Origin of the sequence: Thermococcus sp. AM4, from assembly GCF_000151205.2 — an archaeon.
In the GTDB taxonomy this organism is placed as follows: Archaea; Methanobacteriota_B; Thermococci; order Thermococcales; family Thermococcaceae; genus Thermococcus.
On the sequence record NC_016051.1, the window covers coordinates 1,421,804 to 1,434,770 of the forward strand.

The 12,967-nt window shown below is 55.2% G+C and carries 14 protein-coding genes; 6 read left to right on the forward strand and 8 right to left on the reverse strand.

The window, feature by feature from the left end:
* Positions 1-82 precede the first annotated feature (82 nt).
* Positions 83-436 (forward strand): cupin domain-containing protein, encoded by a 354-nt coding sequence (locus TAM4_RS07815; RefSeq protein WP_014122696.1) that lies wholly within the window; start codon positions 83-85, stop codon positions 434-436.
* On the opposite strand, the gene TAM4_RS07820 is transcribed toward TAM4_RS07815, so the two are convergent.
* From TAM4_RS07820 to TAM4_RS07835, 4 genes are all read right to left on the reverse strand, one after another.
* A complete protein-coding gene (locus TAM4_RS07820) occupies positions 437-1,012 on the reverse strand; it encodes a signal peptidase I (RefSeq protein ID WP_048150363.1) in 576 nt (191 codons plus the stop codon). It lies immediately after the preceding gene.
* Positions 1,013-1,026: 14 nt separating this feature from the next.
* Complete coding sequence (locus TAM4_RS07825) at positions 1,027-1,479, reverse strand: hypothetical protein (protein ID WP_148258658.1); 453 nt, start codon at positions 1,477-1,479, stop codon at positions 1,027-1,029.
* A 189-nt stretch (positions 1,480-1,668) separates the two neighbouring features.
* Positions 1,669-2,943, reverse strand: coding sequence for a tRNA (N(6)-L-threonylcarbamoyladenosine(37)-C(2))-methylthiotransferase (locus TAM4_RS07830; RefSeq protein ID WP_014122699.1), 1,275 nt, complete (start codon positions 2,941-2,943; stop codon positions 1,669-1,671).
* Positions 2,944-2,991: 48 nt separating this feature from the next.
* Complete coding sequence (locus TAM4_RS07835) at positions 2,992-3,507, reverse strand: CDP-2,3-bis-(O-geranylgeranyl)-sn-glycerol synthase (protein WP_014122700.1); 516 nt, start codon at positions 3,505-3,507, stop codon at positions 2,992-2,994.
* 99 nt (positions 3,508-3,606) lie between these two features.
* Here TAM4_RS07835 and TAM4_RS07840 point away from each other — a divergent pair, with 99 nt between their 5' ends.
* A complete protein-coding gene (locus TAM4_RS07840) occupies positions 3,607-4,521 on the forward strand; it encodes a TIGR00269 family protein (protein ID WP_048150984.1) in 915 nt (304 codons plus the stop codon).
* A gap of 79 nt (positions 4,522-4,600) precedes the next feature.
* Here TAM4_RS07840 and TAM4_RS07845 read toward each other — a convergent pair whose 3' ends face one another.
* From TAM4_RS07845 to TAM4_RS07855, 3 genes are all read right to left on the reverse strand, one after another.
* Positions 4,601-6,559 carry an alpha-amylase/4-alpha-glucanotransferase domain-containing protein gene (locus tag TAM4_RS07845; protein WP_014122703.1) on the reverse strand — a complete coding sequence of 653 codons (1,959 nt, stop codon included), beginning with the start codon at positions 6,557-6,559 and terminating at the stop codon, positions 4,601-4,603.
* 63 nt (positions 6,560-6,622) lie between these two features.
* Positions 6,623-7,249, reverse strand: coding sequence for a diacylglycerol/polyprenol kinase family protein (locus TAM4_RS07850; RefSeq protein WP_014122704.1), 627 nt, complete (start codon positions 7,247-7,249; stop codon positions 6,623-6,625).
* Positions 7,215-7,916 (reverse strand): HAD family hydrolase, encoded by a 702-nt coding sequence (locus tag TAM4_RS07855; protein ID WP_014122705.1) that lies wholly within the window; start codon positions 7,914-7,916, stop codon positions 7,215-7,217. The genes TAM4_RS07850 and TAM4_RS07855 overlap by 35 nt, the downstream gene beginning before the upstream one ends.
* Positions 7,917-7,999: 83 nt before the next feature.
* Between TAM4_RS07855 and TAM4_RS07860 the strand changes: the two genes are divergently transcribed.
* Genes TAM4_RS07860 through TAM4_RS07875 form a run of 4 tightly spaced genes read left to right on the forward strand, consistent with a single transcriptional unit; the run spans position 8,000 to position 11,989 of the window.
* A complete protein-coding gene (locus TAM4_RS07860) occupies positions 8,000-8,239 on the forward strand; it encodes a DUF131 domain-containing protein (RefSeq protein WP_048150370.1) in 240 nt (79 codons plus the stop codon).
* Between the two features lies 1 nt (position 8,240).
* Entirely contained in the window at positions 8,241-9,428 is a 1,188-nt protein-coding gene (locus TAM4_RS07865) for a cation:proton antiporter (protein ID WP_014122707.1), read from the forward strand.
* 20 nt (positions 9,429-9,448) lie between these two features.
* The gene (mfnA, locus tag TAM4_RS07870) at positions 9,449-10,603 is read left to right on the forward strand and encodes a tyrosine decarboxylase MfnA (protein WP_014122708.1); all 1,155 of its coding nucleotides are present in this window, start codon (positions 9,449-9,451) and stop codon (positions 10,601-10,603) included.
* A 24-nt stretch (positions 10,604-10,627) separates the two neighbouring features.
* The gene (locus tag TAM4_RS07875; protein ID WP_014122709.1) at positions 10,628-11,989 is read left to right on the forward strand and encodes an ATP-binding protein; all 1,362 of its coding nucleotides are present in this window, start codon (positions 10,628-10,630) and stop codon (positions 11,987-11,989) included.
* On the opposite strand, the gene TAM4_RS07880 is transcribed toward TAM4_RS07875, so the two are convergent.
* Positions 11,982-12,842, reverse strand: a complete 861-nt coding sequence (locus TAM4_RS07880) for a cation diffusion facilitator family transporter (protein ID WP_014122710.1) — start codon at positions 12,840-12,842, stop codon at positions 11,982-11,984. The genes TAM4_RS07875 and TAM4_RS07880 overlap by 8 nt on opposite strands.
* Positions 12,843-12,967 lie beyond the last annotated feature (125 nt).

Genomic DNA, 12,967 nt, shown 5'->3' on the forward strand with positions numbered 1-12,967 from the left:
ATTGGATAAAGGAACCGGGATTAAAAGGGTTTGGTATGCACAAAGTCTAAATACGGGATCGAGAAGTTAGAACGGTGATACCATGTTCGTCGGACACTACCTCGATGTCCCCGAGGAGGAGACCGGCTTTGAGGGGGTAACAATAAGGTGGCTCGTCTACCCCAAGCTTGGCGCCAAGAACTTCGCCATGCGCTACTTCGTCATGAAGAAGGATTCAGAGATTCCGATACACCAGCACGACTGGGAGCACGAGATCTTCATCATGAAGGGCGAGGGGATAATAACCAACGGGAAGGAGGAGCACCACGTTAAAGCGGGGAACTTCCTCTACGTCCCGCCCAACGAGCCCCATGGCTACAAGGCCCTAACTGACACCTTCGAGTTCCTCTGCCTCATTCCGGCCAAGAAAGAGGCCATCCCCGAGGACAAGTGGTGATCAGAACCGCCCCCTGCCAGGCCGTCTCGAGCGCCTCAGCATGTACATGTCCCTCGAACGCCTGAGGGCATAGAGGGGCTCTCTTGATGGTTTTTCCTCTTCTTCCAGCAGGATCTTGACGAGTTCGTAGCCGATCAGGGCCATAAGGCTCAGTATCAGGGCCGTTATTATCAGGGGCAGGTAGTAGTAAAGCCTCCCGACGTGGGGGATCACGAAGAGCAGCTTCCCAAGAACCTGATCCGGATAAACCCGCCAGGGATCGACGTACCTCCTGTTGTCGCCCTTCGTCACGTAGTAGATCCTCCCTTCCTGATCCGTTCTGATGGCGACGACCCTGTGGATTATGCGGTATTCGGTTCCGCCGATCTCGATCCGGTAGAGAATGACGTCACCAGGTTGAACGTCCTTGGATGGGTACACGACAACGAGGTCACCGGGGTGTATTTTGGGCTCCATCGAGTCAGTAAGAACCACCACGTACTGGAAGCCAAAGACGAAGTGCAGAACCGCAACGAGAAGGGTCATGACGAGAAAAAGGGCCGACAAAATGGAAAAGATGTTAGGGCGCTTTGGCATCAGGGGTCACCGGGTTACGATCCCTGGTAGACTACCGCGATCCTGTCTATTTTAGGTAGTATACTCTCCAAGTCATTAGACGTTACACCAAGAGTACTAGCAACATCACTGCCAGATATTTGTATAGTGTCCCCATCGTTTATAGTCGATGTAATATCATACTTGTAAACGTGCGGAGTTGAACCTTCATAGAATTTTATGTAAAGTGTTCCTGAGCTCAAACTTGAAGCAACCGTTGTGTTAAGGTGTATGGTGATGTTAAGGTTATCAAGTAAATCCGGGTTCGTGGGGTTAAGATCCCACTTTATATCAACGCTCTGAATTGGATTCTGGACTGCATTGCTACCTGCACCGATGCCCTGAACGTTCACAGTAATGCTCGGAACAGCCAGCGCCGCTCCCACCATCAGGAAAACCAGCGCCCCCAGCAGGGGAAGGGCCTTTTTTAGCCTCCTATCCATTTCCATCACCTCGATTGGATTCTCTCCAAATTTTACGCGTCCTTGATATTTAACGTTTTTTCTCGAATGGATTGTAAAATTTCCAAGGGGCATGATTCAATCCGGCCAATCTCCAGACCTCATTAGACGGAGCCAGAGAAACTCTGAATAGCTCCGGATAATTTTCAAATGAACGAAAAGGTCAGTGTAAAAAATTCATTCGACCCTGCCGATAAGGTAGGTCGCGGTGGCTCGCTCGACCTTTGCCCGGACCAAGCTGCCCGCCTCGCCGGAGTCGAGGATTATATCCTTGTAGTTGAAGGCCCTGCCCTCAACTCCGCCCTTCTTGCCCGGGCCGTGGACGAGAACCTCAACGGTCCTGCCGACGTAAGCTTTGTTTATCTCGTAGGCTATCTGGAGGCGGAGCCGATGGAGTTCCCTTGAGCGCTCCTTGACGAGCCAGCCGGGTAACTGCTTCCACCTTGCCGCTATCGTTCCGGGCCTTGCCGAGTAGCGGGAGACGTTGATCTTGTCAGGCTTAATCCGCTTTACAAGCTCGACCGTGTTCCTGAAGGCTTCCTCAGTCTCCCCCGGGAAGCCAACGATGATGTCGGTGTTGAGGTTCAATTCCGGAATCTTTTTCCTGAAGGCACGAACTATCTCCTTGAACTCCTCAACGGTGTAGTTCCTGCCCATCCTGCGCAGGATCTCGTTGTCGCCGCTCTGAACCGGCAGGTGGAGGAAGCGGTAAACCTTCTCGTCCTGGTAAGCCTCAATCAGCTCGTCGAGGAACTTGAGGACGTGGTTGGGGTTCATCATGCCGACCCTGACGCGAAACTCCCCTTCGATGGCCGTTATCTCGTCGAGGAGCTCAGCCAAGTTCGTCCCGATGTCGAAGCCGTAGCAACCGGTGTCCTCGCTCGACAGGATAATCTCCCGGTAGCCCCTCGCCAGAGCTTCCTTAACCCATTTGACGACGAGTTCCGGCTTGTAGCTCTTGAGAACTCCTCGAGCGAAGCGCGTCGCGCAGTAGGTGCATGCGTTGAGGCAGCCCTCGCTTATGGGGACGACGAAGGCGACGCCGGGCTTCCAGAGGCGTGGAAGTTCGAGCTTGTCAGGGTTTCTTTCCCGCCAGCCTTCCACGCTGACGAGCTTTCCCCCACGTTCAGCGATTTCAATCGCCTCGGCGATCCTGTCTATGCTTTTAACTCCCAGAATCCCCGAGACGCGCGGGTCTATTGCATCGGGATTGACATGGACGAGACAGCCGGTGGCTATTACCTTCTTTCCAGAATCGAGGAGCTCCCTAATCCTCTTCGCCATCTTGAACTCTGTCGGGTCTTTAACCGCGCAGGTGTTGACGACGACGTAGTCAGCGTTCTCCGGAGTCTCGACTAACTCGTGGCCCGCTTTCAGAAGAAGGGCCTCCATTATCTCGCCATCAGCTTTGTTCCTTGAGCAGCCGTAGCTCTCGACGTGAACCCTGACCATCGATGCCAGCTGAGGGGATGGGTTTAAAAAGTTGAGTGGGCGAAACTGTCACCAGGGAACGCTCTTCCAGCCCATTCTGTAGGCGAAGTAGTTGGCGGACCAGTGGACGAGCGGCGTGAATATCAGGAGGAACAGCATCTGGCCGGAGGATACAGTCTTCACGGGATAGGCAAAGGCGAGCGCGCTTATCAGAAAGCCCAGCTGATCCAGGCCAACCGCAGGGTACCCCCTCGGAAGGTTCAGGCGTCTCTTTATGAAACTCCCCACGAGATCGCCGACGAGGGCGCCGAAGGACAGCAGAAAAGCGAGTAAGATGGCCGTTTTCAGGGAACCGTAGAAGGCGGGGGTTATGTAATATTGAACGGCCCCAACCAGAGTGCCGACGGTTATTCCGCCGAAGAAACCCCTCCACGTCTTTCCATCTCCCAGAATCCGGTTTCCGTCACGCCACTTCCGTCCACCATCTATCGGCCTGCCTCCCCCGAGCAGAACTGGGGAAGCGTTGGCGAAGTACGCGGGAAGGACGTACCACAGGGCCCAGAACATCGATGAGAGCGCTCCCATTGATTCCACCGGTGGAAGTTGAGCCGGCCGTTAAAAAGCCTTCCGGTGCAAAGCCTTTTAACGTGCCGGGAGAGCTAAAGACCGGTGGGAAAAATGCCGATGAGATGCAAGTTCTGTGAGAAACCGGCCTTCATCAAGCTCCACTACCCAAAAATGTACCTCTGCGAGGAGCACTTTAGGGAGTACTTCGAGAGAAAGGTAAAGCGGACGATAGAGAGGTATAAAATGCTCAAGCCGGACGAGAGGGTTCTGGTCGTTGTCAGCGGCGGAAAGGACTCGGCCGTTACCGCTTACATCCTCAAGAAGCTCGGCTACAACATCGAGTGCCTCCACATAAACCTCGGCATCGGCGAGTACAGCGAGAAGAGCGAGAGCTATGCTAAAAAGCAGTGCGAGGCCTTAGGCGTTCCGCTCCACATCGTCCGCGTTAAGGAGCTCCTCGGGAAGGGAATCGGGGAAGTTAGGACGAGACGGCCAACGTGCTCCTACTGTGGGCTCACCAAGAGGTACATCTTCAACAAGTTCGCCTACGACAACGGCTTCGACGCCGTAGCGACCGGCCACAACCTCGACGACGAGGCGAGCTTTATATTCTCGAACATGATGCACTGGAACACGCAGTACCTGGCGAAGCAGGGGCCGGTGACGCCGAGCCAGTTCAACGGCAAGCTCGTGAAGAAGGTCAAACCGCTGTACGAGGTCACCGAGAGGGAGGTTGTTGCCTACGCCCTCGCCAACGGCATCGATTACATGATGGAGGAGTGCCCGCACGCGGTCGGAGCGACGACGATTGAGTACAAGGAGATACTCAACGAGATGGAGGAGAAGAGGCCCGGGACGAAAATCAACTTCGTCAAGGGCTTCCTGCGGAAGAAGCACCTCTTCGAGGCAGAGCTCCAGGAGGCGGAGCTGAGGGAGTGCAGGGTCTGCGGAATGCCGTCGAGCGGTGAGGTCTGCTCGTTCTGTAGGTTCTGGAGGCTTGAGAAGCCGATAGACTTCAAGCTGAACCGATGAGGAGACTTTCGGGCCCTGAGACGTGATGAGGGCCGCCCTATCCGAGGTCTCTTCTTTTTTTGTTTGAAAAGGGAGAATATCAGAGCTCCCTAAAGCGGAGCCTGAACTTCAGCTCCCCCTCAAGAGGGAAGAGAACGGTATAGCTGACGCCCTGCTGGATAAAGTCCCAGCCGCTCTCGCTCTGGCTGAGGGTCTTTATCGGATACTTCCACACCCTCACCCTTTTATCCAGCTCGATTTCAAGCTTTCCAATCCCGTAGGGATCGTTCACCTCGAAGCTCTCAGCCTCGAACTCTTCTGGACTTTCCATGACGCTGTGAACCGCCAAGTTGAGCTCGACGCCAAAGAGAGCCTTTGCTTCGCCCCTGACGGTGTAGTCGACGATGAAGCCGTCCTCCGTGAGGCGGAAGGATTTCTCGACCCTAACCGGGGCGCCCAGGACAGTTCCATCGCGCTCGAGGGTGATTCCCCCGTCGAAGGTCGAGAAGTCGTAAGCGCCGGTAAGGAAGTCGCCGAGCTCGATGTGGCGGGCGAGATAGTAATCATCGAGGGTTGCGTCGGGACTCAGGAAGTGATCCTGCAGGATTGCCCTCATATAACTGTCGTAGGCCAGCTCGCGTTTTATCTCCTCCGGAATCTTCCTTCCAACCTCGTGGATGCTCGCCACTCCCTCCCCGCTTTCGTCCTCGGGGGTTGCTGACTCAGGAACCTCGTGGTAGTGCTCCCATCTCCTCGCGAGCACGTCGTTGTAGTTGACCGCCTTCCCCTTTGAGCTGAGCTCGAAGAGGGCCCCGCCGTAACTCGGTTTGAAGACCGCGTAAAAGGCCTCGTTTTCGAGGAAGACCTCCTCCCTGCCGTCGAAGTCAATGTCCCTGACGAAGCTTCCAGTGGAAACGAAGGTGTTGGCCCTTATGATGTTCTCCCATACCGCCCTGCGGAGGTGCGGGAGGTAGATTCCGCCGAAGACGCCGTGCCAGTAGGCGTCGTTGCACTGGGCCTTGAGAATAAAGCGCCTCGCCTCCGGAAGGTCTCTCACGAGTTTACTAACCATCAGCATCCTCTTGTGCATGTAGTTGCTCTCTGGATACTTGAAGAAGAAGTTCTTCCAGATTCCACCGCGAACGAAGACGCGGTAGCGGTCGAACTTGTTCTCCCGCTTGAGCTCCTCGACGAACTCGACGAAGAGCTTCGCCTGCTCCGCCGGAAGGGACCACTCGCTCATCTCAAAGTAGGAAGCTATCGGCAGGTAGACGAGGCCCCTCGGCCTGAACTGCTCCAGGTACTCGGAGTAGAGGGTAAGGATAATTCTCTCGTCGCTCGAAACGGTGTCAAAGAACTCCCTGAGCCAGCCCCTCTCGTGAACCCACTCGTAGGTCCCGGGCCAGACGCCGAACTTCTCGCCGTCGTCGTGGAAAACAGCGACCTTGCTCTCGTCCCCATCGTCGAGGGAGTGGAGGTAATCCAGCGTTTTCTCAACGGGGCGGAACGGTATCAAATAGCGCAGCCTCTCGTCTATTGGAAAAACCGCTATGACCTCGCCGCCGTCCTCGGTGTAGTAGGGCCAGTAGAGGCTCTCCTTCGGCAGACCGGCGCTCATGAAGTGGTAGTCATCAACGATGACGTACTCAATACCGGCCTGGCGGAGGCTCTTGACGAGCTCAGGCTGCCAGACCCTCTCTGTGAGCCATACGCCCTTTGCCTCGTAGCCGAGTTTCCTCGCGAAGTCCTTGAGGAGGTTGATCTGCTCTATCCTGTCCTCCTTGGGGATGGAAGCCAGAACTGGCTCGTAGAAGCCTGCCACGACGATTTCGAGCTGCCCCTTCCTGATGAGGCTTTTGAGAAGGTCGATGTGTTCGGGCCGGTTCTCAAGGAGCCACTCAAGGAGGGGACCGGAGTAATGAGCGGCGACCTTCATCCCCGGGTAATCCTCAAGCGTCTCCATGAAGGGCCCGTAGGCCTTTTCGTAGGCGCTCTCAAAAACCCAGCCGAAGTTTCCGAGGGGCTGGTGATTGTGTATCCCGAAGATGAACTTGACCATGGCAACCACCCGTACTTATCACTAAAGGTGATACAGCAGTTTGGCTATAAATACTTTGCTCCCTCAGAGCAGGGAGAATAGGTAGAGCGAGAACGCCACGCAGACCTGGTTTGAAAAGTTGTCGTCGGGGGGCAGGCCGTAGAACTCGACGAGAGTCCCCACGAGGGCACCCGCTACCGCGAGCTTAACGCCGAGAAGGGGGTATATCACGAGCAGCCCGCTGAGGAAGTAGGCAAGGCTGCCCTCGAGGCTCTTGCCGTTGGGGAACCTGTGCCTGCCGAAGTTCTTCCCGATTATCGCGGCCATTGCGTCCCCGAGGGTAGCCACCGAGACGGCCGCTATCGCCACGTTCTCGCTGAAGAAGTAAACCACGATGAGGGAGGCGAGGGTGAAGTAGATATGGGCCGCAACGCCCCAGCGCTCGTGCTCGCGCTCTATGTCCATCACGTGCCGCTCAAGAACCTCAATGCCAGTAACAACGTCGGGGTTAATCAGCCTGAGCCTCAGCTTTATCCTGTCCCTGAGCTCCTCGATTATCCTGAAGGGTTCGAGGACGACGAATATCGCGAAGGCGGTAGCTATGAAGGTGAGCGTGAACTCCCTGTCGGTCAGGAGGTACAGTGCCGGTACAACAAGGCCGGTGAGGTGGAGGGCCTTACGCTTCAGCTCGCTTCTTAAGCTCGTGTTCACGCCTTATCACCTCCAGCGCCTCGTTCAGGTTCCCGACGATGTAATCGGCGTTTCTGACCCGCCTGCGCCGAAAGTAGCCCCTCCTCACCAGTATCCCGGTTGCCCCGATGGCCTTGGCTCCGGCCATGTCCGTTTCGTCCCTGTCACCAACCACGTAGACCTCATCGTCCGGAAACATCGAGAGGGCCAGCCTGAAGTTGTGGGGGTTCAGCTTGGAGTAACCGGTCTCGCCGCTGATTATTATGCCATCGAGGTAGTCCCCGATACCGAGGTGCTCCACCTTTCTCCTCTGCCATCGGGAGGATGAATCCGTAACCAGGACGATTCTGGCGCCCATCCCCTTAAGGCTCCTAAGGAAGGGAAGTGCATCGGGATAAAGCCTGAGGCTGGAAAAAAACGTCCTGTCAACCAGCTCCAGCATCTCGGAGAACCATTCAACTCTATTTTCCCCGTACACCCTTCTGAAAACCTCCTCGAGGATACCCTCAACGTCCATCCTGTGCACGACCTCAACGTCCTCCAGCTCCCTGTAACTCTGAAGCAGCAGATACTTCAGCATCCTGAACTTGCCCCTCCTCAGGAGGTACGCGAAAACCCGGAGAAGGACCCTCTTTCCGGCATCCCATGTTGTGCAGAGGGTGTCATCGAGGTCCACTATTACGAGCATCGAACCCCTCCACTCCAATCGGGAGGATAGGGGTTAAAAGCCTAGCGGCAGATTTAAAAGGAAATTGCCCCGAGGGGCTGATGATGAGGGGAGAAACTCTCGTGCTGACGGGTATCGTGCTGATATTCACGGGCTTCCTGCTGGTATTCATCGGGACCCTGATCTCGGCCCTCGGAGGTGACGTCGAGGGCGGCGGGGTCATAATGATCGGCCCAATCCCGATAGTCTTCGGAACCGGGCGGGGGGCGACGCTGGCCGCTCTGCTGGCGGTCGTTCTGATGGTTCTCTGGATAATAGGGGCCCTGCTGGCAAGGAGGGGATGAAGTGGACTTCCTGGCGGCGATAGCTATTCTGCTCGTCACAGCTAAGAGCCTCGAATGGGCCTTCGAGAGGGTTGAGATACACCCCATAATAGCCCACGTGCTCGCGGGGATAGTGCTGGGTCCCTTCCTCCTGGGAGTCGTTGAGCCCAGCGGGGATCTCAACGTTCTCGCGGAGTTCGGGCTTATAATGATGATGCTCTACATGGGCCTCACGAGCAACTTCTCGGCCATAGCCCAGAACACGAAGAGGGCCGTCCTCGTGGCGGTGCTCGGGGTCTTCGCCTCCTTCGTCCTCGGCTTCCTGACGGTGAAGTTCTTCGGCAAACCCCTCTCCGCGGCGATCTTCGTCGGGGTAACCCTGGGAAACACGGCAATAGAGGTCACGAGCGGCGTTCTCGTGAAGGAGAGGGTAAAGCGCGTCGTCTCGTCGATACTCATGGGGGCTGCCTTTGCCGACGATATCCTCGCCGTTTACCTCATAGGCATAGTGACGGCCATGGCCAAGGGCAGCCTTGACGTCCAGGCCTTTGGAGTGCTGACGGTTAAGATATTCTCCTTCATAGCCATCGCCCTGCTCGTCTCGGAGGTCGTCTTCAAGAAGGCGGAATGGTTCAAGAACGTCGTAAAGAACCTCAACGTGTTCTTCACGTTCACCCTCATCCTCACCTTCCTGCTCGCGATAATAGCGGAGAACGTCGGGCTCAACCAGATAATCGGCGCCTACTTAGCGGGGCTCATGATAAGCAGGCTCCGCGAGAGGAAGGACCCGCTGATAATAACCCGCATAAAGCTCAACGAGCTCATAGAGGATCTCGAAGTTGTTCTGACCGAGTTCTTCATGCCGCTGTTCTTCATCTACGTCGGGCTGATGTTCAACCCGCCACTGAACCAGGTCAACCTCGCGCTCATAGGCGGCCTCTACCTCTCCGCCGTTCTCGGAAAGCTCCTCGGCTGCGGATTAGGTGCCAAAGCGCTCGGCCTGAGCTGGAACGACTCCATACTGATCGGAATAGGAATGGGCGGCAGGGGAAGCCTCGAACTGGCGATACTGACCTTCGGCCTCGACGCGGGGCTGATAGACCAGGGGCTCTTCGCGAGCGTCATAATAGTGTCGATGCTGACCGCTCTAACCACTCCAGTTTTCTTCAAGGCCTACATCAAAAGGCAAAAGCTTAAATCATCATCCTGAGACCGCCAACCGGTGGGAGCATGTTTCCAGAGAGGGGCATGGACGAGGAGGAAGTGCTCGACGAGTTAAGACAAAAGACGAGAGAGGATCTTACCTTCGACTCGGGGAAGATACTCGGCTCGATGTGCACCAATCCCCATCCCTTCGCCGTTAAAATCATCACAGAGTTCATAGACAGAAACCTCGGGGACCCGGGGCTTCACGTTGGAAGCAGGAAAATCGAGGAAGAGGCCGTTGACATGCTCTCCAACCTCCTCGGCCTTGAGAAGGGCTACGGACACATAGTTTCCGGCGGGACGGAGGCGAATATCCTAGCGGTGAGGGCCTTCCGCAACTTGGCGGAGGTGGAGAAACCGGAGCTGATTCTTCCGAAAAGCGCCCACTTCTCCTTCATCAAGGCCGGCGAGATGCTGGGAGTTAAGCTCGTCTGGGCGGAGCTGAACGATGATTACACCGTCAACGTGAGGGACGTTGAGGGGAAGATTACGGACAGCACGATAGGCATCGTCGGCATAGCGGGAACGACGGGCCTCGGGGTGGTTGACGACATACCGGCTTTGAGCGATTTGTCTCTGGACTACGGGCTCCCGCTCCACGTAGATGCGGCGTTTGGCGGTTTCGTCATTCCCTTTGCTAAGGCTTTAGGCTACGATATCCCGGACTTTGACTTTCGCTTAAAGGGCGTGAAGAGCGTAACCATAGACCCCCACAAGATGGGCATGGTGCCGATTCCAGCGGGCGGGATAATCTTCCGGGAGAAGAGGTACATGGACGCGATAAGCGTTTTGGCCCCTTACTTAGCCGGAGGAAGGATATGGCAGGCTACCATAACTGGAACGCGGCCCGGGGCAAACGCTCTCGCCGTGTGGGCGATGATCAAGCACCTCGGCTTCCAGGGCTACAAGGAAATCGTCAGAAAGGCCATGGAGCTGAGCCGGTGGTTTGCGGGGGAGCTGAAGAAGATACCCGGCGTTTACCTCATACGCGAGCCGGTTCTCAACATCGTCTCCTTCGGCACTGAGAACCTTGAGTGGGTCGAGGAGGAGCTGAAGAGGAGGGGCTGGGGGATAAGCGCGCACAGGGGCTACATCAGAATTGTTCTCATGCCCCACGTGAGGCGGGAGCACCTGGAGGAGTTTTTGGGGGATTTGGGGGAGATTGTGCGAAAGGCTTAAATTAATAACGCGATATTAAATATCATGATATTAAAATTCATCGACCGTGAGGAAGAGCTGAAGGCCCTTGAGGAGCTCTACAGCCAAGACAGGGCGCACTTCGTCCTCATCTACGGCAGGAGACGAATTGGAAAAACGGAGCTCGTCAAACAGTTCATAAAGGGTAAGAAAGCCTTCTACTTCCTCGCAAGGAAGGAACCGATGGAGCTCGAGCTTGAGAGGCTCGTGAAAAACTTCAACAGGAAGTTTAACGTTTTCATCGAAGCAAAAACTCTGGAGGAGTTCTTTGAGAAAGTTACTGCCTTTGGAAAGCTCGTTTTTGTTATAGACGAGTTCCCGTACTGGGTCGAGGAAGATAAGTCAATACCCTCTGTCTTTCAGTACATCTGGGATGAGGTTCTCAAGGATTCGAGGATAATGCTGATTCTCCTTGGCTCGTCAATCTCAACGATGGAGAGCCTGATGAGCTACAAAAACCCGCTCTACGGGAGGAGAACCGCCCAGATTAAGCTCTCAACTCTGGGGTTCTTCCATCTGAAGGAAGCGTTTCCCCGCTACTCATGGGAGGAGCTGGTCAAGGTCTACGGCACGATAGACGGAATCCCAGCATACATGCACTACTACGACGATTCCATAAGCGTCGAGGAGAACGTGGAGCGCAACTTTTACAGGAGGGTCAGCGTTCTCTACGAGGACGCGGAGAGACTTCTGAAAGACGAGCTGAGGGAGCCAACCGTCTACCTCAACATCCTCAAGGCCATAAACGACGGGAAGACCAAGCTGACTGAAATCGCGAACGAGACCAGGGTTGCCGTTACGAACCTTCCAAAGTATCTAAAGACCCTTGAGACCCTCGATCTGGTTTACAAGGAGTTCCCTGTAACGGTGAGGGAAAGGAAGCGGTTCGGTGTTTACAGGGTCAAGGACTTCTACTACCGCTTCTGGCTCCGCTTTGTTTACCCCTACCGAGACGACATTGAGATTGGGGCAATAAGCTTCGAGGATTTTAGGGAGGATTTCAACAGGTATTTGGGTGAGGTCTTTGAGCGCGTTGGGAAGGAGTTTCTGATAAGACTGAACCGGAAGGGAGTTCTGCCATTCAGGTTCACGAAGATTGGAAGATGGTGGGACAGGGGAGAAGAAATCGACCTGGTAGCTCTGAACAGCCTGAGCGGTGAAGCCGGTTTCTTTGAAGTCAAGTGGAAGGATATGAGCGCGAGAGATGCAGAGAAGGTTCTCAAACGGCTTGAGAAAAAATCGGCCAAACTCGGCCCGAGGGGAGAAAAGCACTACGGCATTATCGCAAGAGGAATCGAAGGAAAAGAGGAACTCCAAGAAATGGGATATCTGGTCTTTGATTTAAGTGATTTTGAAAAAGCTACTTAGTAACCCCCTTGATGTCCACGTGGACGAAGACCCTATCCACTTCGGGGATTTCCTCTATCCTCTTTTTCACCTCTTCGCTGACGTCGTGGGCTTCTTTCAGGGACAGGTTCGGCGGAACCTCGACGTGTAGCTCAACGTGGAGTTTACTCCCAACGTAGTGGGCCCTCAAATCGTGGATTCCGAGGACGTTAGGGACGCTTAGAGCGCGCCTCTTGATTTCCTCGCAGATCTCGAAGGGAGGTGCCCGTCCGGTCAGGTAGCCGACGTTCTCGAGGATTATCTCAAGCGAAACCTTAACGAGGAAGACCGCGACGATGAGGCCGGCCAAAGCGTCACCGTACTGGAAGCCGAACTTCTGGAGGCCGAGGCCGATTAAGACGGCGACACTGCTCAAAACGTCGCTCCTGTGATGATAGGCGTCGGCGATAAGGATTTGACTGTTGAGCTTCCTGCCCACGTAGACGGAGTAGCGGAACATCAGTTCCTTCGCGAGGATTGAAACGATTGTAACCCCGAGCATCACCGAGTTCACTTCTATCGTCTCGCCGTGGAGGAGCCTCAGGAGGGAGTCCTTTCCGATTTCATAGGCAACGACGAGCAGGGCCTCACCGATGAGGAAGGCCACCAGCGGCTCGAAGCGGGAGTGACCGAAGGGGTGGTCTTTATCAGGAGGTTTTGACGCCACCTTTATGCCGAAGTAGCCGGCGACGCTCGTGACTACGTCGCTGAGGGAGTGAACGCCGTCCGAGATAAGAGCTATGCTCGAGTAGAGAAAACCGACGATGAGCTTTATGACCGCGAGGAGGACGTTGCCGATTATGCTGACCCATATGGGCTTGTAAATCTCCTCCATGCTACCACCAGTTTTGTGCATATGCACAGAATATTTAAACCTTATCTAGGCATCTCCACTCCCGAGATGTTATTAGATTTTCGGGCTTATTGGAAGCAGTTAAAAGGACGGTCAGTCCGTCACTC

Bases quoted from the DNA above. Each gene is read 5' to 3' on its own strand.
- TAM4_RS07815 (WP_014122696.1), top strand. From the start codon at position 83: ATGTTCGTCGGACACTACCTCGATGTCCCCGAGGAGGAGACCGGCTTT.
- TAM4_RS07820 (WP_048150363.1), bottom strand. From the start codon at position 1,012: ATGCCAAAGCGCCCTAACATCTTTTCCATTTTGTCGGCCCTTTTTCTC.
- TAM4_RS07825 (WP_148258658.1), bottom strand. From the start codon at position 1,479: ATGGAAATGGATAGGAGGCTAAAAAAGGCCCTTCCCCTGCTGGGGGCG.
- TAM4_RS07830 (WP_014122699.1), bottom strand. From the start codon at position 2,943: ATGGTCAGGGTTCACGTCGAGAGCTACGGCTGCTCAAGGAACAAAGCT.
- TAM4_RS07835 (WP_014122700.1), bottom strand. From the start codon at position 3,507: ATGGGAGCGCTCTCATCGATGTTCTGGGCCCTGTGGTACGTCCTTCCC.
- TAM4_RS07840 (WP_048150984.1), top strand. From the start codon at position 3,607: ATGAGATGCAAGTTCTGTGAGAAACCGGCCTTCATCAAGCTCCACTAC.
- TAM4_RS07845 (WP_014122703.1), bottom strand. From the start codon at position 6,559: ATGGTCAAGTTCATCTTCGGGATACACAATCACCAGCCCCTCGGAAAC.
- TAM4_RS07855 (WP_014122705.1), bottom strand. From the start codon at position 7,916: ATGCTCGTAATAGTGGACCTCGATGACACCCTCTGCACAACATGGGAT.
- TAM4_RS07860 (WP_048150370.1), top strand. From the start codon at position 8,000: ATGAGGGGAGAAACTCTCGTGCTGACGGGTATCGTGCTGATATTCACG.
- mfnA (WP_014122708.1), top strand. From the start codon at position 9,449: ATGTTTCCAGAGAGGGGCATGGACGAGGAGGAAGTGCTCGACGAGTTA.
- TAM4_RS07875 (WP_014122709.1), top strand. From the start codon at position 10,628: ATGATATTAAAATTCATCGACCGTGAGGAAGAGCTGAAGGCCCTTGAG.
- TAM4_RS07880 (WP_014122710.1), bottom strand. From the start codon at position 12,842: ATGGAGGAGATTTACAAGCCCATATGGGTCAGCATAATCGGCAACGTC.